Annotated in this window: 16 protein-coding genes; 6 read left to right on the top strand and 10 right to left on the bottom strand. The window is 46.5% G+C overall.

All coding sequences use genetic code 11. From position 1 onward, the window contains the following. Nucleotides 1–5: 5 nt before the first annotated feature. Nucleotides 6–2654 carry a pyruvate, phosphate dikinase gene (ppdK, locus tag LC20001_RS00850; RefSeq protein WP_010011250.1) on the bottom strand — a complete coding sequence of 883 codons (2649 nt, stop codon included), beginning with the start codon at nt 2652–2654 and terminating at the stop codon, nt 6–8. Nucleotides 2655–2868: 214 nt separating this feature from the next. Between ppdK and greA the strand changes: the two genes are divergently transcribed. Then, nucleotides 2869–3333: a transcription elongation factor GreA gene (greA, locus tag LC20001_RS00845; RefSeq protein WP_010011248.1), complete on the top strand. Its 465-nt coding sequence runs from the start codon at nt 2869–2871 to the stop codon at nt 3331–3333. 409 nt (nt 3334–3742) lie between these two features. Here the strand turns inward: greA and LC20001_RS00840 are convergent, their stop codons facing one another. Together LC20001_RS00840 and LC20001_RS00835 are read right to left on the bottom strand one after the other, a co-directional pair. After that, the gene (locus tag LC20001_RS00840; RefSeq protein WP_099267089.1) at nt 3743–5065 is read right to left on the bottom strand and encodes an MATE family efflux transporter; all 1323 of its coding nucleotides are present in this window, start codon (nt 5063–5065) and stop codon (nt 3743–3745) included. A gap of 253 nt (nt 5066–5318) precedes the next feature. Next, entirely contained in the window at nt 5319–6629 is a 1311-nt protein-coding gene (locus LC20001_RS00835) for an IS1380 family transposase (RefSeq protein WP_099235821.1), read from the bottom strand. A 549-nt stretch (nt 6630–7178) separates the two neighbouring features. On the opposite strand from LC20001_RS00835, the gene LC20001_RS00830 reads away from it, so the two are divergent. The 3 genes from LC20001_RS00830 to LC20001_RS00820 all read left to right on the top strand — a co-directional run bounded on the left by LC20001_RS00830 (nt 7179) and on the right by LC20001_RS00820 (nt 10107). Next, the gene (locus tag LC20001_RS00830) at nt 7179–9077 is read left to right on the top strand and encodes a heavy metal translocating P-type ATPase (RefSeq protein ID WP_003678095.1); all 1899 of its coding nucleotides are present in this window, start codon (nt 7179–7181) and stop codon (nt 9075–9077) included. 185 nt (nt 9078–9262) lie between these two features. Continuing rightward, on the top strand, nt 9263–9490 hold the full coding sequence (locus LC20001_RS00825; protein ID WP_035457152.1) for a heavy-metal-associated domain-containing protein: 228 nt from the start codon (nt 9263–9265) through the stop codon (nt 9488–9490). 62 nt (nt 9491–9552) lie between these two features. After that, nucleotides 9553–10107 (top strand): ferritin-like domain-containing protein, encoded by a 555-nt coding sequence (locus LC20001_RS00820; protein ID WP_003678098.1) that lies wholly within the window; start codon nt 9553–9555, stop codon nt 10105–10107. A 94-nt stretch (nt 10108–10201) separates the two neighbouring features. Here the strand turns inward: LC20001_RS00820 and LC20001_RS00815 are convergent, their stop codons facing one another. The 3 genes from LC20001_RS00815 to LC20001_RS00805 form a co-directional block, all read right to left on the bottom strand. Next, nucleotides 10202–10978: a Cof-type HAD-IIB family hydrolase gene (locus tag LC20001_RS00815; RefSeq protein ID WP_003678101.1), complete on the bottom strand. Its 777-nt coding sequence runs from the start codon at nt 10976–10978 to the stop codon at nt 10202–10204. Nucleotides 10979–11052: 74 nt separating this feature from the next. Continuing rightward, a complete protein-coding gene (locus tag LC20001_RS00810) occupies nt 11053–11589 on the bottom strand; it encodes a DUF1697 domain-containing protein (RefSeq protein WP_010011245.1) in 537 nt (178 codons plus the stop codon). Nucleotides 11590–11614: 25 nt separating this feature from the next. After that, nucleotides 11615–12229: a LysE/ArgO family amino acid transporter gene (locus tag LC20001_RS00805; RefSeq protein ID WP_003678103.1), complete on the bottom strand. Its 615-nt coding sequence runs from the start codon at nt 12227–12229 to the stop codon at nt 11615–11617. 129 nt (nt 12230–12358) lie between these two features. Between LC20001_RS00805 and LC20001_RS00800 the strand changes: the two genes are divergently transcribed. Continuing rightward, nucleotides 12359–13777, top strand: a complete 1419-nt coding sequence (locus LC20001_RS00800; RefSeq protein ID WP_010011244.1) for an aminotransferase-like domain-containing protein — start codon at nt 12359–12361, stop codon at nt 13775–13777. Nucleotides 13778–13974: 197 nt separating this feature from the next. Here the strand turns inward: LC20001_RS00800 and LC20001_RS00795 are convergent, their stop codons facing one another. The 4 genes from LC20001_RS00795 to LC20001_RS00780 form a co-directional block, all read right to left on the bottom strand. After that, nucleotides 13975–15318, bottom strand: a complete 1344-nt coding sequence (locus LC20001_RS00795; protein WP_003678108.1) for a PFL family protein — start codon at nt 15316–15318, stop codon at nt 13975–13977. Nucleotides 15319–15332: 14 nt separating this feature from the next. Further along, entirely contained in the window at nt 15333–15602 is a 270-nt protein-coding gene (locus LC20001_RS00790; RefSeq protein ID WP_010011242.1) for an ACT domain-containing protein, read from the bottom strand. A 116-nt stretch (nt 15603–15718) separates the two neighbouring features. After that, nucleotides 15719–16696 carry a ribose-phosphate diphosphokinase gene (locus tag LC20001_RS00785; protein ID WP_010011240.1) on the bottom strand — a complete coding sequence of 326 codons (978 nt, stop codon included), beginning with the start codon at nt 16694–16696 and terminating at the stop codon, nt 15719–15721. 210 nt (nt 16697–16906) lie between these two features. Next, on the bottom strand, nt 16907–17398 hold the full coding sequence (locus LC20001_RS00780; protein ID WP_010011238.1) for a hypothetical protein: 492 nt from the start codon (nt 17396–17398) through the stop codon (nt 16907–16909). 176 nt (nt 17399–17574) lie between these two features. Here LC20001_RS00780 and LC20001_RS00775 point away from each other — a divergent pair, with 176 nt between their 5' ends. Continuing rightward, nucleotides 17575–19917 (top strand): cation-translocating P-type ATPase, encoded by a 2343-nt coding sequence (locus LC20001_RS00775; RefSeq protein ID WP_003678113.1) that lies wholly within the window; start codon nt 17575–17577, stop codon nt 19915–19917. Nucleotides 19918–19922 lie beyond the last annotated feature (5 nt).

The following is a 19922-nucleotide window of genomic DNA, read 5'->3' as shown; positions in this document are numbered from 1 at the left end:
GATTTTTAATGTGCCTGCACGGCAACTTTGCTGGCCTGATAGTTGCGCTGTAACGCTGATTGAGCACTAGCGAGGATCGCACTTGGGACGCGGAAGGGCGAAACGGATACATAATCGATACCGATTTCAGCAAAATAACGAATCGATGCTGGATCGCCACCGAGTTCACCACAAACACCGATCGGCAGCGAGCGGCGTTCATAGCGGCCTTTATCGACGGCCATTTTCATCAATTTACCCACGCCTTCAACGTCCAAGGTTTTAAATGGGTCAGCCTTTAAGATACCTTGATCCAAATACGTTGGTAAAAAGCTACCGATATCATCACGTGAATAACCGAATGTTAATTGCGTCAAATCGTTGGTGCCAAAACTGAAGAAGTCGGCGGCTTGAGCCAATTGGTCGGCGATCAGGCATGCCCGTGGCATTTCGATCATGATCCCAATTTGATAATGCAGCGGGGTGTGCGCAGCCGCTAACAAATCGTTTATTTTTGCCACTAAACGCGCTTTGAGCCACTGTAATTCAGGCAACGTATCAATCAGCGGTAACATAATGTGTGGCTTAACTGGCACGCCTTCTTTTTTTAGCCGTAACGCCGCATGAATGATCGCCGTGACTTGCATTTCGTAAATATCGGGGTACGTTACTGCTAAGCGGCAGCCGCGATGACCTAACATCGGATTAGCTTCATGTAAAACAGCCACCCGTTTTGCTAATGCCGTAACTGGCATATCCAGTGCTGCCGCCACCCGCGCCATTTCTTTAGCGTCGTGTGGTAAAAACTCATGCAATGGTGGATCTAATAGGCGGATCGTCACGGTTTTACCTTGGGCCAAGCGATAAAGTTGATAGAAGTCCTCGGTCTGCAATTCTTGTAACTCAGCTAATGGTTCCACACGATCAAGCGCCGTACCCGCAATGATCAAGCGCCGCATCTTCAGTAACCGGTCTGTTTTAAAAAACATATGCTCCGTACGTGTCAAGCCGATTCCTTTAGCACCAAAATTAAGTGCTTGGACAAAATCATTCGGCGTGTCCGCATTGGCGTAAACATCTAGTTGGCCTGCTTCCTGCGCCCACGACAATAAAATCTGTAAATTTTGATCTTGCGTCGCTTGTGTGGCTTCTAGGTGCCCTTGATAGAGCTGTCCCGAAGCACCATCGACTGATAATTCACTGCCCGCTGGGAAAACTTTTCCGTTGATCGTGACCTGCTGCTTTTCTTGATCGACCACCAAGTTCTCGCAACCGACGACGCCGCACTTACCCATCCCACGGGCAACAACGGCTGCATGAGAGGTCATGCCCCCGCGCGAAGTGACGATTGCTTCACTGACGACCATCCCTTCAATATCTTCTGGTGACGTATCTTGCCGAACTAAAATGACCTGTTCACCAGCTTCATGTGCCGCTTTAGCACTAGACGCCGTGAAATAAATCTTGCCACTGGCCGCGCCAGGACTAGCGGGTAAGCCCTTAGTCAACGGAGTGTGTGCAGCTAACGTTGCAGCGGCAAATTCAGGATGCAATAAATTGCTGACCTGTTCCGGATCGATTCGAAGCAAAGCAGCGTTGCGCTCGATCAAACCTTCGTTAACTTGATCCACTGCAATCTTAACTGCCGCTTTGGCCGTCCGTTTACCATTACGAGTCTGTAAGAAATATAACTTGCCGTGTTCCAAGGTAAATTCCACATCCTGCATATCGCGGTAATGCTTTTCCAATTTCGCAACAGCGGTCAAAAATTGTTGATAGGCTTGCGGCGCCATTTTTTCCATCGCTGGTAACCCTTGCGGCGTGCGCACACCAGAAACGACATCTTCACCCTGTGCATTTTGTAAGAATTCACCAAAAATTTTCTTCTCCCCAGTAACTGGATCACGGGTAAAGGCTACGCCAGTACCGCTGTCAGCACCACTATTGCCGAAAACCATCGCTTGCACATTGACCGCAGTACCGATCGTGTTATCAATATGATGCAGTTCGCGATAAACTTGCGCCCGTGGATTTTGCCACGAGGTGAAGACGGCCGCTACCGCTAATTCTAGCTGTTCTTGCGGTGATTGTGGGAACGTCCCATGGCCAGATTCCAAGTACAGATCCTGAAATCTAGCTGCAATCGCCTTTAGATCACCAGCGGTCAAATCCAGATCATTGTGGTAGCCGTTGCGCCGCTTATAACTAGTTAATACGCTTTCAAAAGTTTGTTCCGGCATCCCATAAACCACGTTACCAAACATTTGTAATAACCGCCGGTAGCAGTCCCAAGCAAAGCGTTCATTATGTGTTTGTTCCGCCAAACCGAGCACCGTTTGATCATTTAAGCCGAGATTTAAAATGGTATCCATCATCCCTGGCATCGAGATCGCCGCACCACTGCGGACCGAAACCAATAACGGTGTCTGCATTGAATCGAACTTTTTATCAGTGAGTGCTTCTAAACGCGTTAACGCTTGCGCTATTTCAGCACGTAATTCATCAGATAGTTGATTTTGATTTTTTTCGTAATCGTGACATGCAACTGTCGAAATGGTAAAGCCCTGCGGCACTGGCAGACCTAAGTGCGTCATTTCTGCTAAATTAGCACCCTTACCGCCAAGGAGTGCGCGCATATCCCGTCGACCTTCATTGAAGAAATAGATTTGTTGCATACTGATAGCCACCTTTTTATTTTATTAGTACGTCATTAAATATATATGACATACTAATAAAATGCAAGCCTTTTCTATTTTAAAAAATTAACGCCGCCCCTGAAGTTGTCGTTGTCGAATTTTTGTTTTAAACTGAAGAGTGGCTGAAATCGCAGTAAAAAATAGCCGCACCTATTTGCCTAACCAGCCGAGAAACAAAAAACGGAGGCCCTTCATGGAACCTTATTTCAACAAAATGACACAAAACGGTTATGACCAAATCGCCGCCGAAATCGCGCAATTACAACAGGAAAAGCCACAGCGGATCAAAGTTTTACAAGCGGCCCGCGCATTAGGCGATCTCTCGGAAAATGCGGAATACAGCTCGGCTAAACGCGACCTACGCCATTTGGAAAGCCGCCTGCGCTATTTGAATAAACAATTACAATACGCGCAGATCATCGCGCCTAAAACTGATGGCACCGTCGACATCGGCAACACAGTCACGCTGGAATTTCTTGATGACCACGATCAAGTCGCTTATCAGCTAGTGGGGAAAGAAGAAGTCGATGTGACTGCCGGTAAAATTTCCACCGCCTCACCGCTAGGCCAAGCGTTACGCGGTCAAAAAGCGAATGTGGTGATCACGGTCACAGCCCCGGAGGCAACTTATCAAGTTAAAATTTTGACGGTCGCCTAAATTTGATCTAACATCATTCATCCGCGACATAATGTCGTGCTAAACTGACGAAACATCACTTTAGACTGACGAAAGATCACCTGCAACTGACAAAACATCACTTTAGACTGACGAAAGATCACCTGCAACTGACAAAACATCACTTTAGACTGATGTTTCGTCAGTTACGCCTTAATAAAATAACTAGCTGCATTAAAAAAATTCCTGCTATAAACGTTGATAACTCAATGTTTCATAACAGGAATTTATTTTTTTTGAAAAAGAGCGAGACAAAAGCGCCTGCTCAAACGTATATATAAGTGAAGTATAAAATAAATGATTGTTTTAAAACCCTATTATTTAAAAAAATAACCAATGGCTAAACTAATTTTGTGCAATGATCTAATTGGTGTTAAGCTAGACCGCACTTTTAAATCAACTTATTCCGATACCAACGACCGCCATGAAAGCGCAGCTGGAATACGATCGCGCGGATCGCCCACTCGGAGGACATCACAACGAAGATCCCGAAAATACCGTAACCGAGCACGATCCCAATTAAGTAGCCAAAACCGATGCGGAAGCTCCACATTGAGATCAGTGAAACTACCGTCGTAAATCTGGCGTCGCCAGCAGCTCGTAACGCGGACGGCAACACGAAGCTGGAACTCCAAAATAGCGCGTGCATCACGATCACCACTAGATAAATATGAAAAATGATCGGAATCGTGGCTGGCGCTGGCGCAAATAGCCGCATCCCGATCGAAAAGAACGGTAATAAGCCCAGATCGACTGCTAAAAAGGCCAGCGTACCTAAACCAAGAAACGATTTGGTCAGTTTTTTAGCATCACCGATATTGTTGCGGCCGATGCACTGCCCAACGATCGGTACCAACGCCACACTCAGCGCATTAGGAATGATCTCCGACAATTGGATCCATGAGCTAGCGATCGCGTTAGCGGCGATCATCGCCGTACCTAGTGTCACGATCATCATCTGCATAATGATCTTGCCCCCGTTAAAGAAAGTTGATTCCGCGGCGAACGGTACACTGACTTTTAAAACCCGTTTGGTCAGGCCCAAATCAACGTGACGTAGCGTTTTAAAGTTTAGGCCAAAGTGCGCCCGATTGCGGTATAACGTCCAAATCGCCAATACCGCAATGCTGTAGCGGGAGATATTTAACGACAAGGTCAAGCCGAATACCCCCAAGTGCATGAACGTCACAGATAAAAAATTGAACAGCAAGTAGATCGTGTTCATCAACAATGACAACTGCAGGGAAACTTTAGTGCGGCCAATACCACGCAAACAGCCGTTGACCCCTTCAATGGTTGATTCACCAACATAACTAAATAAAATACCAATCATGTAGATCCGTGCACCGTGAATAACCGCCGGCGATGCAGCACCGAATAGCAACGCCAAAATTGGGCTATGTAGCAACATGAATAAAATCGCCGCCGTGGTCGCCACTAGTACAGTTGCGTAGACACCACCGTTGACCATTTTACAGATCATTTTATAATTTTTCTGACCATAATATTGGGCAATCAGCACTGTGCCGCCAAGGGCGATCGAGGTAAATAATTGCACCAATAAAGCGTTCAAGCTGCCGACGATATTAACGGCACTGATCGCCGCCGCGCCGGACGAACTGATCATCGCCGTGTTGATGAAGTTAAAGCCGATCAGGAAAAATTGATCGACCACCACCGGCAATAGCAACGAAAACACGTCACGATAGGACATGCCTTCACCGGAAAAGAATCGTGCCAAAATATCTTTAAATTTAGTTTTAATCCCGAATTATTCATACGAGGTTTAATATCGGCATACCGCACAATTTTGGACCAATTCTCGTGCTGCTATGGTGTAGTCAAACCAAGATGTACTGTTTTTGCTAAAGGCTACCAAATTATGGGGCTGGATAAATTTTTGATCCTCAATTTTGAGCATACTTGCCCCTTGGCCGAACCGACTTTTTTTGATTTATTGCACCAGTTTAGCCCCACTGTAGCGCTTGGATTCGAGCTAACAGTTGATAAAACAAATCCTGATAGACGTGGTGGCGGCTTAATTTTAGATAAAGTTGCCGGCCGCTGGTCACCAGCTTACCCGCTACTTTAAACAGCCATAAGCGCAAGGTTGTAACCTGTAATCGCTGATGTTGTACAGGCAACAATTGGCGCATCAAGCTGACTAAATTATAAGCGAGGACACTGAGCATCATGCGGGCATAATTTGGTATAAATTGCGAGCTAGTCATTTTATCCAGGTAAAAGCCAGCCTTGGCTTCCTTGATATAATTTTCCATTTGGCCCCGTTGATGATAGGCTTGAAACGCATCTTCGGCGACAAAACTCGTTAAATTGGACACAAGGTATTCATGTTGAAATAACAATTCACCAGCTGGTCGAGTTGATTTAATATAGATCTGGCGCGGCTTAGGCCATGATCGGGCTTGATAAGACGCGCGATAATAATGGACCTCGGTCTCAGTCCAATTCTGCTCATCACTGATCTGAACAAAACGTTCAGCCAGTTGGTTCAGCCGCCGATTGGCTTTCAGGCGGATCAAGTAAAAAGTGTCGTTGGCTTCACAAGTTTCGTATAATTCTGGAGTCGCAAAGCCACTATCCCCGCGGACCAAGATATCAGCGTTCGGTTTGACTTGATGATAGTGCTGTAGTAGTGGTGTGATAAAGGGGGCAATATCCGTACTGGTATAAACATTACCTGGGCGCAATTGAGCCTTTAAACAGTGGCCCGTTTGCCCGTCAAAAGCGACCAGCGGATGGTAACCCGTGGTACCGTAATGCGCATTAAAGGCCGTTTTTTCCTGATGACCATGAGTATCGGCGTGAGTCGAGTCAATATCGAGGATCAGCTGTTGTTGCTTGGCGCCAGTCCACGCTTGGTCAAGCAATGCTTGATTCAACGTTTGTAATGAGGTGATGGTCTGCTCGTCACAGCGTTGCCAAAAACGGGATAACGACGGTTGTGAGGCCAATTGCGGTTGTGCCAATAGTAATTTAAATGTGGGGTCATTGCGCAAACTGGTGGCAGCTAGATCGGCCGGGTAACCGGCGATCAACTGCAGCACGACCTGTTCTAGTAGACTAACGTTGCTGTAACGAGCGTAATGGCGCTGGTCATCAAAATGGATTAATTGATACGCTAAGGTCGTGAAATTGAGTTGCGCCATTAATTCTTTGACCAACACTAGCCCAGCATCAGTGGAAAGTTCACCACCAGTGTGCGAAATATGTAATTTAGGATTGAAATTAACTCGTTTTTCCGGTAAAGTTGCCATGAGAAGGACCTCTTTCTTTTGGTGGATAGCTGACTTGTGGTGAATCAACTATACCAAATCGGAGGTTCTTTTTCTGCACTAAAAAGGTGAAAAATAAAAAACACAGTACCGCCCATGATACCGGGGTGACACTGTACTTGGAGAACTTATGGTGAATAATTCAGGTTAATGCTGGTTATCAATGGTGCATCCCCTTACTCACACTTTACCGCACAGCCAATTTTTCAACCTAATCATTACTATAGTTGAACGTCAGCGAAAAAAATAGCGCTAAACGCAAACTTTTTGCAAAACTTGACCCTTATCAATTCCTGCACACCCCCTAGCGCTTATAGTAGAGTCATCAAGTTGAAACAAGGTGTGTCCGGAAATCACCACTAAGTTAATTTTTATAATTAGTTTAGTAGAAACGTGGTTGAAAAAGCAGCTTCCTGCGCCTAGCTACACTGGTCAAACGCATCACTTCGTGCTGCTATTGCCCAGTTAGGCTAGTGCTCAGAATCTAACCGCTTTTCCGAACACACTCTCAATTAAAAGGAGTGCGGGAAAATGAAATTTCAAAACTGGATTCAAAATCACATCAACCAAATCACGTTACTGTCCGCCGTCTTGATCGTCTTAGGCTACGCCGGTAAATTTGCTGGCAGCCTACTCACTTACAACATTGTGTTGGCCGTTGCTTCGATCATCGCCGCTGTGCCGATCATGATCCACGCCTACCAAGCCTTACGGGCAAAAGTCATCAGTATTGAATTGTTAGTCAGTATCGCCGTGATCGGTGCCTTCATCATTGGTGAATACAATGAATCCGCGATCGTGACCTTCTTATTCTTGTTCGGTAGTTACTTAGAAGCACGGACCTTATCCAAAACCCGTGAATCGATCAAATCACTAACAGAAATGGCACCGACCACCGCCACATTGGTCCACGACGATGGTACCACTGAAGAAGTTGACGTAGATGACGTCGAAGAAGACGATATCGTTTTAGTCAAAACTGGTGCCTCGATTCCAGTCGATGGTGTGATCGTTGATGGCCACGGCTATACCGACGAATCCGCCGTAACTGGTGAATCACGGGAAATCACTAAACAGGTTGACGACAACGTCTTCTCCGGCACCATGCTCAGCGACGGCTATTTAAAAGTGCGCGCCACTAAAGTCGGCGATGACACCACTTTTGCTAAGATCATCGAATTAGTTGAAGACGCCCAAGACACTAAGTCCCACGCTGAAAAGTTTATCGATCGTTTCGCCCAATATTACACCCCAGCCGTTTTGATCATTGCCCTGTTAGTCTTCATTTTCTCCCGTGACTTCAAGCTGGCAATCACTGTCTTAGTGCTAGGTTGCCCCGGTGCCTTGGTTATTGGTGCCCCCGTCTCTAACGTTGCCGGTATCGGTAATGGCGCCAAACGTGGTATCTTGATCAAAGGTGGCGACGCGATGGACACCTTCTCAAAAGTCGATACCTTCGTCTTCGATAAAACCGGCACACTGACTAAAGGCAATACTTCCGTCGCCAAAGTCAATAACTACGACTTACCACTCGAACAAGCTTTTGCCTTGACCGCAAAGATCGAAAGCTTATCCGATCATCCTCTAGGCCGCGCCGTTGTCAGTTATGCAGACCAAAACGATTATCACTATCAAGAGCTGACCATCACCGACAATCAAACCATTAAAGGGCAAGGCCTCGTTGCTACCATCGACGGTCATGCGGTTTTAGCCGGTAATCATAAATTACTCGCTGCTAACAATGTTCACTTAAGCGCCAGTCAACAGGAAGATCTCGCTGAATTGAAAACCACAGGCAGCTCGATCGTACTAGTCGCCGTTGACGGCAAACTTGAATTAATGCTCGGCATCGCTGATATCATCCGCCCAGAAGTTGCAGCTGAATTACAACACTTACGGGAAAAAGGCGCTAAACATTTAGTAATGCTGACTGGCGATAACCAGGCCACCGCCGATTACGTCGCTCAACAAGTTGGTATCGACGAAGTGCACGCCGAATTAATGCCAGAACAAAAAGTCGAATTCGTGAAACAATTCCAGCAAGACGGCCGCACCGTTGCTTTTGTCGGCGATGGTATCAATGACAGCCCCTCACTGGCCACTGCAAACATCGGGATCGCCATGGGTAGCGGCACCGACGTTGCCATCGAAACTTCCGACGTTGTCCTAATGCAATCCAGCTTCCACGCTTTAGTTCATGCGTACGGCTTAGCGAAAAAGACCGTCCTTAACACCAAGGAAAACATCGTCATCGCCATCGGCGTCGTTGCTTTCTTACTACTAGGCTTAGTCGCCGGCTTCATCTACATGGCTAGTGGGATGTTCGTCCATGAAATCAGCATCCTCGTCGTGATCTTCAACGCAATGCGTTTGATCAATTACGGCCATGAGAAAGCTGACTCAGCGGCTGAGTTATCGACAGTGAAATAGACAAAAAAGCGCGTGTTGTAGAGATTTCAAGTATCTTACAACACGCGTTTTCACTATCACAATAACTATCTATTCGGTTAATTTCAAAAAAGTAACCAAAACTTGACCACCGTCAATTCCGCTGCCTCCACTCGGCGGTACACTATAACCATCAAGTAAAGTTAAACAAAGGAGTTGCATTCTATATGACTAAAAAAGCAGTTTTACAATTAGGCGCATTAACTTGCCCATCATGCATGCAAAAAATCGAAAATGCTGTCAAGAACCATACTGGTGTTGAAAACGTAAAAGTTTTGTTCAACGCCAGCAAAGTCAAAGCTGACTTCAACGACGAACAAACCAGCGCTGAAGCTCTAGCCGACGTCGTGACTAAACTAGGCTACACCGTAGAAAAAGTTAAAGTTAAGGCTTAATTTTTTCTACGACTAGCACAATAAATAAAAACTTAGCCATTCAAATTTGGAGGAATAAACCTATGAGTAAAGAAGAAATCGAAGCACGTTACCAAACTGAAATCAAACAAGCCGACATTGATCACCACACACCAACTGCCGGTGCAATGACGGGCCATATTTTGGCTAATCTCCACGTAAACAACATCAAGCTTCATCAAACTAGCTGGTTTTTAGATGGTTTTGCCGCTGAAGCATTACGGCCACTTTACACTGAATTGATCAGCGCTGGTCGCAAGAGCTTTGACGCTTTAGCTGAAGTATTGTTGGACGAAAACGAGTTACCACCTTCAACCTTAGCTGAATACACACAATACAGCATGCTTGAAGAAGATGGTCGCAACAAATACCGCAGCAACGCGGAATTAGTGGACATCACGGCGCATGATTACGCAACGCAGAATATGTTTATCGACCGCGCCATTGCCTTAGCCGCTAAGGAAGAACGCCCAGCAATGGCCGCCTTCTTAACTGACTTACGGGGCCAAAATAACCGTGCGATCCGCCGCTTGCAAGCTGTTTTAGGCAAAACAGCTTGGGAAGGCTTAGTTGAAGAAGACGATGACGACGAAGATTAATGGGGATTGAAAAAATAAATATCGTATTTTTCCTATGATCTAAGCACTAAAAAAAGTTTAGCCGACGACGTGTTGGCTAAACTTTTTGTTTACCTTAAATTAGATTGTAGTGCTTTAAGCCATTAACGATACCATCATCCATGTTGCTGGTAGTGACCCAGGCGGCTTTGGCTTTCATTTCTGGAACGGCATTGCCCATGGCGATCGGTGTTTTGACCACGTCGAACATCGGCAAGTCGTTATAAAAATCACCGAAACCGTATGTTGGCACGTGTTCTAAATCGGTGTGGTTCAGTAAATATTCGATTCCTGAACGCTTGGACACCCCATACTTGACCACATCAAGGCCGCGCCAATTATTGCGGTAAAAACTAAACGTCCCATCAAATTGCTTGCGATAGACATCATCCTGCTTATCCGTTTCCTGACTAAATACAAATAACATGTTGACCTTAGTCGTCAAATACGCTTCTGGCGCCACCGTGATCCGTTCTTTTAGTTCATGATAATTGGCTCGCACCAGCTTATTTTCATGGCTGACGACAAACCCATTAGGATTATAGTAAGAAACCGCCAAATTCGTCTTTTGTGCGTATTCAGTAATTGCCGTAATATCAGCCGTTTTCAGATACTCCGTTTTCAGCGGCCGTCCGGCAACTTGAATATAGCTACCATCCGCACAAACACAGGAATCAATTCCCGCCTGCGCCAATGTGTCGGTAATTTCAAATAAACTTCGTCCCGTTGCGATCACCGGTAAGATGTTATTGGCTTTTAACTGTGCGATCGCCTTAATACTGGCCGGCGTCACCTGTTTATCGTTGTCAAATAAAGTCCCATCTAAATCAAAAAAAACAACAGCTTTATACATTCAGAAGTCCTTCCTTTGCGTAAAATGAAAACTATTTATCTACTTTTATTATACTACACACCTTATAGAATGCATTATTTCTGCAGCAACATAGCCAGCTTCAGCGCTGTATTGCGATTGCGGATCGTCACTGCCGAGTATAAGGCCATTGGTAATAATTTGGCGTACAGGCTGCGGGAGTAATTCTGTTTGGCGGGCGCCGTCCAAAATAGCGCGTGCTGGCCGTAGTGAATTTGATCATATGTGGTTATTTTTTGGCGTAGTGATTCCAGCATCGCCGCCGTAAAGGTCGGCAAAAAGAACAATGCATTGTGCCGCAAATCGCCAACCGCGCCCCACCATTCAGGCACTTGCGCCAAGTCAGTCAAGTAAGCTTCCTTTTCAATAACCAGCGCAGCCACCGGAAAATCATACTGGGTCGCTAAAAGCGTGGTCACCGCCGCCTGAACTTCAGCCAGTGCTAATGGGCTATCAACCAGCAAATTGCCACTATCGATATACGAACGTACTTCACTGAAACCCAAATCAGTCAGCTGCTGACGCAATTCAGCCATGACTACTCGATGATTACCGCCAACATTGACGCCACGCAACAAGATCAAATACCGCATACCCGTTCACTCCTTTTTGATAATTTTACCAAACTGACTGGCAAAATTCGCTGATCAGCTTCAAGGCGTATAAAATAATAACTACGCCACAGATTCGGTTGAGCAACAATAGAAATTTAGTCGTGAAACGGTCGCGCAACCAGGCAATTAGTAGCGTCAAACCAGTGAACCAAACAGCCGATGCCGTCATAACGCCAACAATAAAAAAATTGGCTGCTAACGGCGCCAGCGAAGCACGGAACGCCCCTAATAGTAACGTCCCATCCAAAAGTGCTTGCGGATTCAGCCAAGCAATCGCAAAGGCCGCCAGCGTTGCCCGCCAATAACTAAATTGTGTCGGGGCGCTTTTTTTCAGTTGTGGTGCCTGCGCACGCAATAAACTGATGCCAATGTAGAGCACGATCAGGCTGCCAATACCTAATACGACCATTTTCAACCACGGTAACCACGTCAGTAATTTACCGACGCCGTAAAAAGTTGCCAGCGCCAAACTAATATCGAAGAAAGTGACGATCATTGCCACCCGTAACGCCCGCCGCCGTGGTTGGGCTAGGGCCGTATTGATCACAAATAAATTCTGTAGCCCGATCGGCGCAATGTAAGCTAAACCAAATAATAATCCCTGTAAATAATGTGCCATACCAACCAACCTTTACTAATTAAACTTTTATTTTCGCTAATAGGTGGTTATTATAGAGTTAAATTCAAGCGTTGCACCCAACCAAATTCAAAAAAATTTCCCAACCATTACAAAAGAGGCGAACAAACGATGGAAATTAATTGGCAACCCGATCCGCAGGTCACCACACCACTATATCAACAAATCAGCGCTTACTGCCGCCAACAGATCCAACAAGGCAACTGGTTAGTCGGTGAAAAATTACCGGCTCAGCGCCAGTTAGCCGCTCAATTTAACGTTAACCGGAGCACGATCGTCACCGCATTAAACGATCTACAAGCCGATGGCGTTTTAAGCAGTGCGTACGGTGACGGTACCCGCGTTGCCAGTAACACTTGGTCGTTAGCGCTAGATTGGCAGCCCTATTTACACGGGCAATTCAACGCGAATTTACCAACGATCCAAACGATCAATCGACTAGAAGGCGAAAATTACTTACGCTTGAGCACCGGTGAATTAGCGCCAGAATTATTTCCTCAAAAATTGGTGCAAGCTAAATTACAGGCGATCACGCCGCAAATTACGCAGATGAACTATTTGGAACCATTAGGCGCGCTAAATTTACGCCAAGCACTGGCGAAACGGCTACAACGCTGGCACATTGACGTCCAACCGGAAAATATTTTGATCACCACGGGCTCGCTACAGGCGCTGGATTTAATTTCAGTCGCGCTACTTAAACCCGGCGCAACCGTTTATACCGAAGCCGCCACGTATCTGAAGTCATTGCAAGTTTTCCAGTCGGCGGCTGCTACTTTAACCGGCATCCCCCAAGATGACGCTGGCCTCTGTTATTGGCAAATTCCGCCGCACAGCACGACCCAACAATTGCTTTACACGATCCCCAGCTTCCAAAATCCAACTGGCAGCGTGATGTCGCTACAACGCCGCCAGCAACTGCTGCAATTTGCCCAGAAACATCAATTGCCGATCATCGAGGACACCGCCTACCAGGAACTCTGGTTAGAAACTCCACCGCCATTGCCATTAAAAGCACTGGATCGCGCCAACAACGTGTTATATCTAGGTACGATCTCAAAAACACTGGCTCCCGGCTTACGCATAGGTTGGCTAGTCGGCCCCGCTGCAGTCATCCGCCGCTTAAGTGACGTCAAAATGCAAACCGATTATGGTGCAAGTTCACTGGCGCAACAACTGTTAGCGGCGCTACTAACTGATCCAGCTTATGACGCTTACCTGACTGAATTACGTCAGCAACTGCGCCAACGCCGTGACGCTGCCCTCGCTAGTTTGCAAGACTATTTAGCTGACGTTGCCACTTGGCAGATCCCCCGCGGTGGCTTTTATATTTGGCTCAAATTAGCCCCAACGATCAATGTTGAACGGCTATTTCAAGCGGCGCTTAAGCGGCATATTTTGTTTAATCCGGGGACGATTTATGGTACTAACCAGGCGCTACGCCTATCATTTGCTTACGTGGCACCGGCAGAATTTCGCCAGGGAATCGCCGTTCTAGCCCAGTTGATCAAGCGCGCTAGAAAGGACTAAAAAAGGGTTGTGACATAAATAATTTATGTCACAGCTCCTCTTTTGTACTTCCAAATAATATAGTTAAAACGTGTTCCATAAGGCAACTTTTTCCGTTTAGCTACGATCGTCAAATAATCCACTACGTGAATTATTCGCCGCTCTAGGCTAATACTCAAAAGCTGAGCGCCTTATGTCACACTCTCTTTTTGCTGACTTTAGTTTTTAAACGAATGAATTGGTGCCGGAATATGACCACCGCGGGCAATAAAGTCCGCCGACGAGGCAGTATTAACTGGCATCACCGGCGAGCGCCCTAATAAGCCACCAAATTCGACGTTGTCGCCGACCTTAGCGCCAACCGCCGGAATAACCCGGACAGCAGTGGTTTTGTTGTTGATCATGCCGATCGCGGCTTCATCAGCGATCATGGCAGCGATCGTCGTTGCCGGGGTATCCCCCGGAATGGCGATCATATCCAGCCCCACCGAACAAACCGCCGTCATGGCCTCTAACTTCTCCAAATTTAGCGCCCCACTAGTGGCGGCAGCAATCATCCCTTCATCCTCAGAAACAGGGATAAAAGCACCTGATAAGCCGCCAACTTGGTTGCAGGCCATCACACCACCTTTTTTGACTGCATCGTTTAGCATTGCTAGAGCAGCGGTTGTGCCATGCGTACCAACAGTTTCCAAGCCGATCTCTTCGAGGATACGGGCTACCGAGTCGCCAACTTTCGGCGTTGGCGCCAGCGAAAGATCAACGATACCAAACGGCACATCAAGTCGTTCGGCAGCGATATGGCCGACTAATTGGCCGACACGTGTGATCTTAAAGGCGGTTTTCTTGATTGTTTCGGCGACCACGTCAAAGGGTTCGCCTTTAACCTTTTCCAACGCACGCTTGACCACGCCAGGGCCGCTGACGCCAACATTGATCACCACATCCGCTTCACCGACACCATGAAAGGCGCCAGCCATAAAGGGATTGTCTTCCACCGCATTAGCGAAAACGACTAACTTAGCCGGCGCTAGCGGCGAAAGTGCGGCGGCCGCTTTAACCGCTTCGCCCATATCGCGAACAGCGTCCATGTTGATGCCTGATTTACTGGAACCAACGTTGACCGAGCCGCACACAAATTCGGTTTGGCTCAACGCTTGGGGAAGCGAGTGAATTAAAATCTCATCGCCCTTTTGGTACCCTTTTTGCACCAGCGCGGAAAAACCGCCGATAAAGTTAACGCCTACTTTTTTTGCCGCCCGATCCAAAGCTTGTGCAAACGGTAGGTAATCGATGGCCGCCGTGGCGGCACCGATGATACTGATCGGCGTTACCGCGATTCGCTTGTGAATGATTGGCACCCCGTATTCAGCTTCGATGGCAGCCGCTACCTCAACCAAATGTGCCGCTTTGGTAGTGATTTTTTGATAGATTTTATCACAGGCCCGCTCAATATCTGGATCGATACAGTCGAGTAGCGAAATGCCCATCGTGATCGTCCGAATATCTAAATTTTCTTCATCGATCATACGGATCGTTTCTAAGATCTGACTAGTTTCCAAGCTGCGGCACCTCCTTAAATTTTGTACATCGTGTCAAAAATTTCTTCACGTTGGATCCGAATTTGGACGCCTAGTTGCTGTCCCAGTTCATTTAATTGACTGCGGACTTGTTCAAAATCAACGTCAGTGGCGGGTAACTCACACATCAGCATCATGGTAAAACTCCCTTGCATGATCGTCTGGCTCATATCGACGATATTAAACTTCAATTCGGCCAAGGTTTGACTAACTCCGGCAACGATTCCGACCTTATCTCGCCCGACAACGGTTAATACTGCACGCATAAATGACCACCCTTTTTAAATTTGATAAAGTTAATTCTAATCGATTATTCATTAAATTGCCATTTTTATTTAAAAAAAGACAGTGACCTGTAAAAAGGTTCACTGTCTTCAAGTCCTTAATCTTCGTTTTTATCAGCTACAGTATGGAACAAAACATCGATCGGTTGATCGTCATGGATCAATTGAATTGCTTTACCGATCAATTCACCAACCGAAACCACTGCCAATTTGGCAAAATGTTTTTCATCCGGAATATTGATCGAATCGGTGACAACCACTTGTTCAACTGCTGATGCCTGCAGCTTAGCGGTCGCATTGTCGGAAAACACGGCATGGGTTCCAGCAGCATAAACTTTAGTTGCACCAGCGCGCTTCAACGCTTCTGTTGAGCTGATGATTCGATGCCCAGTATCGATCATATCGTCAACCACGATTGCTTTTTTACCCGCCACATCGCCGATAATACTGAGATTTTCGCCGGTTGTCGTTGACTGGCGTCGATCAATGATCGCAATTGGCGCACCGCCTAATAAGGTTGCCATTTGCCGTGCCCGCGCAACGCTACTATGATCCGGTGAAACCACCACCACATCAGTTAAGCCGCACGCTTTGAAATAATTAGCCAACAAAGGGGCTGCCTGTAAATGATCAACTGGAATATCGAAGAAACCCTGTAATTGAGCAGCGTGTAGATCTAAAGCGATCACCCGCGTTGCCCCATCCATTTGTAATAAATTGGCGATCAATTTAGCGGTGATCGGTTCGCGGGAACGTGCTTTACGATCCTGCCGTGAATAGCCGTAATATGGAATCACGACATTAATGAATTTTGCACTAGCACGGCGCAGCGCATCGATCATGATCATAAGTTCCATCAAACTTTTGTTGATTGGATCGGAAATTGACTGAATGACAAACACTTCGTCGCCCCGAATGCTTTCTTCAAGATTGATCTGGATCTCACCATCACTAAATTGCTTAACTGATGTTTTTGCTAATTGAACACCAGTCGCTGCAGCAATCTTATCTGCCAATGGCCGGTTAGCATTTAAAGCGATCAGCTTGAGTTCCGGGTCCAAATTATGTTCTGTCATGCTGGTCCTCCATTTTTTAGGAATTATCTATCAAGAAAATAGTAGCATTTTACACACTAAAAGCAAGTGATTTTAGCAATTAGCGCTAAAATCATTTGCTTTTTTTAGACTTATTTTGTTGAGTTTTCACAACTTTTTTCTTTTTGGCCAAACGATCTAAGCCAAATAACTTAACCACTTGGGCATCGGGGTTGCCAATCGTTCCGCTGCTCATTTTAACTGCTCCAATGACGCCATTTGTGTGTCGGCGGCAGTCGTCACCGCTTGATTAAAGCTAGCGCGCTCCGTATCAGTCAATTGTGCCGCCAATGCTTTACCAATAATTTCAGTTGGCCAAACACAGCTCATTGGATCAGCCGCAAAATGAATCGTCGCCGTACTATCATCAAGTTCAGCGCCAACCGCCTTTTCTAAAGTAAAATCAAAGCCACTATCTAATAACGCACTTTGAATGTATTGAATCTTATATTGATCGGCCGCAAAGCCATCGCGTAGCCCAATTTCTTTAGTTGCTAAATAAAATTTACGCTTATCACTGACCACTTGCGTTTTTTTGGCGATCGTCGTCATCAACTGAATATAGACCACCGCTGCTGCTAGTGCACCGCCATTAAATTCGACATCGCCACTATATTTTTGTTCCTGCGGCTGCTTCTTAAAACTAATCTTCCAACTAGCCTGTTTGATTGCTTGTTCATCCATTAAAAACGCCTCACTAGTCTTTTTCTTTTATTATGTCGTTATGAAAACGGTTTTGCAAGTCTTGCCACGTAATTCGCCAATTCTGTTTTAATGTTAGACAAAATAGTCCATGTTATACTTTTAATAGAACTAAAACGTGCTATTACAAAAGTAATTCCGGCTCGGAGGTGACGATTTTGCAGACGAAAATTGATCTAAAAACTGGCTTGACGACCGCTGAAGTTGAGCAGCGGATCGCTACCGGGCAAAAAAATACACCGCCACCTTCATTGACGCGGAGTACACAACAAATTTTGCGCGATAATACGTTAACGCTGTTTAATCTGATCAACCTCATTTTAGGCGCGTTGATCGTCACTACTGGTAGTTATCGTAATCTACTTTTTCTCGGCGTGGCGACCTTTAATACGATAATTGGGATCGTTCAAGAACTGCGCGAGAAGCACAAAATCGATCAGCTTTCACTACTGGCGGAATCGCCACTAACCGTGATCCGGCAGCAGCAAAAACAGGCCATCGTACAGGCTGATATTGTCCGTGATGATATTTTATTTTTATCCCGCGGCGATCAGGTGCCAGCCGATAGCCGTGTACGCCAAACTGATGGCCTCGAAGTCGACGAGTCACAGTTGACTGGCGAAGCCAAACCGATCAATAAAACCGTCGATTCTAAGTTATTATCAGGTAGCTTTATCGTTAGTGGTCAAGCATTAGTTCAAGTCACTGCAGTTGGTCAGCAAAGCTTTGTCGCTAAGTTAGCCCATGCGGCCAAACAGGAAAAAAAGCTGACCAGCGTCCTTTTAGATACGATCAATCGCATCATTAAAGTACTGACCTTTATTATTGTGCCCTTAGGTGTAGCGCTATTCATTTCTGCCTATTGGCAACGGGGCCACCTCAATCATGCTATTTTAGGCACCGCCGCAGCGACGATCGGCATGATTCCTGAAGGCTTGGTTCTTTTGACATCAGTGGCCTTAGCCGTAAGTGCGCTCACCTTAGGCCGCCGGCAAGTCTTAGTCCGCACCTTACCAGCGATCGAAGCACTAGCCCGCGTTGACGTTTTGTGTCTTGATAAAACGGGCACGATCACCAGCGGCGCACTTACCATGAGCGATTTGTTGCCAGTAGCTCCACACACCAAAACGCAGCTGGAACAAGCATTGGCACAAACCGTCAATACATTAAATGAAGATAATCCCACTGCCGCTGCCTTGCAAGCCGCTTTACCGCAACCGGCCACCTGGCAGAAAGTACAAACGATGCCTTTTTCTTCGGCACGTAAATGGAGTGGCGTCACCTTTGCCGAGCAAGGCAGTTTTATTATCGGTGCCCCTGAATATGTCCTGCCCCAACTGACGCCGGCACAACAAGAATTGATCGCTCAACACACAGCAAAAGGAGAACGTGTTTTATGTCTAGCGCGTAGTCAAGCGCGCTTGACCGCTGATTTACCGGCTGCAATTGAATTTTGGGGACTCATTTTGCTACGCGACGAAATCCGACCGACCGCAGTCAAAACGTTCAGCTATTTTGCGACTCAAGATATTGCGATCAAGGTGATTTCCGGTGATAATCCAACAACGGTGGCTAATATTGCCCAACGTGCTGGAATCGCCGATAGTACCCATTTTATCGACATGCACACCCAAGGCGAAACGGCTGACTTCGATCAATTGATTCGTGATTACACGGTTTTTGGTCGGGTATCGCCAACACAAAAGCAACAGCTGATCCGTGCTTATCAAGCTGCTGGCCATACAGTCGCGATGACCGGCGATGGCGTTAATGATGTTTTAGCGTTACGCCAAGCTGACTGCGGCGTGGCTTTGGCCAGTGGCAGCGAAGCACCCAAAAGTGTTGCTGATTTTGTCCTGCTAGACTCTAACTTTGACGCCATGGTGCATGTATTAAACGAAGGTCGCCGCGTGATCAACAACATTGAACAGGTGGCGGCACTATACTTGATCAAAACCATTTACTCCGTGGTGCTGGGCTTCGTTTTTATCTTTCTTAACCAAGATTATCCGTTTGCGCCGATCCAATTAACCCCGATCGCCGCGTTGACGGTGGGAATCCCCTCATTCTTCCTAGCGATGGCGCCAAATTATCAGCGGATCACCGGCTATTTTATGGCGAAAGTCATGCGCACCGCAGTACCCGCTGCAGCGTTGATCGTCAGTTACATTTTATTCGTTCACCTGTTAGGTGGTCAGCTGCAGCTTAACCACGCGCAAACTTCGACCTTAAGCGTGCTGCTAACCGGCACTGTCAGCTTCAGTGCGCTGATTTCGATCACCCGACCGTTTAATCGTTGGAAAAGTCTACTCGTTGGTAGCCTGATCACTGCATTTATTTTAATGTTCCCGCTAGCCGGCCAGTTTTTCTCGTTGATCTCATTGTTCAACTGGTCTCTGGCGTTGATTTACTTGCCACTGATCTGCGCGAGCTACCCGCTGTTTCGCGGTCTACAAGTCTTAATGGAATATTTTGTGATCCAGCGAATTCATTGGCGTTAAAAAAA

Source organism: Loigolactobacillus coryniformis subsp. coryniformis KCTC 3167 = DSM 20001 (genome assembly GCF_002706425.1).
GTDB lineage: Bacteria > Bacillota > Bacilli > Lactobacillales > Lactobacillaceae > Loigolactobacillus > Loigolactobacillus coryniformis.
The sequence above is the reverse complement of the archived record's forward strand: the minus strand, read 5'-3'. Positions and strand labels throughout refer to the sequence as shown.